This is a genomic window from Kribbella sp. NPDC050124 (genome assembly GCF_044460355.1).
GTDB lineage: Bacteria > Actinomycetota > Actinomycetes > Propionibacteriales > Kribbellaceae > Kribbella.
In genome coordinates this window covers 1-1,430 of record NZ_JBITJU010000076.1, presented here as the reverse complement: position 1 = coordinate 1,430, position 1,430 = coordinate 1, and the positions used below count along the sequence as shown (strand labels likewise).

Below are 1,430 nucleotides of genomic sequence, written 5' to 3'. Positions count from 1 at the left end.
CTAGTAGTACTTTGTTAGGTCGGCGTGGTTGCGTTGTTTTGCGTGGGTTTTCGTGTTGGATCGGGGCGTGGATGCTGCTGACTTCGTTGCGGTGGGTGGTCGCCTGGATTCCTTTGTGGGGCAGGTGTTCGCGTCGTTCGCGCGGTCGGATCAGCGGGCCGTGGGTGGGTTGTATCTGCGGGGTCTGATGCTGGATGGGCGTCGCAAGTCGATGCAGCCAATGGCGGCGCGGCTGGGGGTGGATCATCAGCGGTTGCAGCAGTTCATCACCGACTCGCCGTGGGATGTGGTGCCGGTGCGCAGGGTGCTGGTGCGTCTGGCGACCGCGGTGGTTCAGCCGGACGCATGGGTGATCGATGACACCGGGCACGCCAAGGACGGCGATTCGTCGGCCTGCGTGGCCAGGCAGTACTCCGGCACCTTGGGCAAGGTCGGGAACTGTCAGGTGGCGGTCAGTGTCCACGCCGTAACCGATGCCGCGTCGGCGCCGCTGGATTGGCGGCTGTTCATGCCGGAGAGCTGGGACGACCGGTTGGTTGCCGCCGGCGAAGCAGCCGAGACGGTGCGCCGCCGCAGGCTGAAGTGCCGGATCCCGGACACCGAACGGCACCGCCGCAAGTGGGAGATGGCGCTGGAGATGCTCGACGAACTGCGCCAGTGGGGGCACCAGCCGCCGGTCGTGGTCGCCGATGCCGGCTATGGCGATGCCACCGCGTTCCGGCTCGGCCTGGAAGAACGCGGCATCGGCTACGTCGTGGCGATCAAAGGCAGCACCAGCGCCTACCCGGCGGCCGCCGAACCGCTCCGCGCGCCCTACTCCGGCCGGGGCCGTCCACCCATAGCCCGCTACCCCAATCCCCCGTTCAACTGCAAGGACATCGTGATGAACGCCGGCCGCCGCGCGCTGCGGCAGGTGACCTGGCGGCACGGCACCAAAACGGGCCCCGGCAACCGGACCGCGGCCATGCGCTCGAAGTTCACCGCGATCCGGATCCGGCCCGCCAGCCGCGAGATCGACCGCGCCGACGACGGGTCCGTGCCCGAACGATGGCTGATCGCCGAATGGCCACCGGGCAAAACCGAACCCACCGACTACTGGACCTCCGACCTGCCCGCCGACACCCCGCTCGCCACCCTGGTCCGCCTGGCCAAGATCCGCTGGCGCATCGAACACGACTACCGGGAACTGAAAACCGGCGTCGGCCTGGACCACTTCGAAGGCCGCAGCTGGACCGGCTGGCACCACCACGCCACCATCGCCACCGCCGCCCACATCTTCCTCACCCAGCTACGACTCACCCGCCCAAAAGAACATGGGCAGGCCTGACCTTCTACGCCCTACTGCACAAACTCCAGCGATTCCTGGCGTACTGGATCGGCACCTGCCCCACCTGCCACCAGCACTACCCGACCTAACAAAGTACTACTAG

General features: G+C 67.3%; 1 protein-coding gene. It reads left to right on the top strand.

Features of this window, described 5'->3' with window-relative positions; translation table 11 throughout:
* The first annotated feature begins 67 nt into the window (after positions 1-67).
* Entirely contained in the window at positions 68-1,327 is a 1,260-nt protein-coding gene (locus ACIBL3_RS47270; RefSeq protein WP_396360623.1) for an IS701 family transposase, read from the top strand.
* Positions 1,328-1,430: the final 103 nt, after the last annotated feature.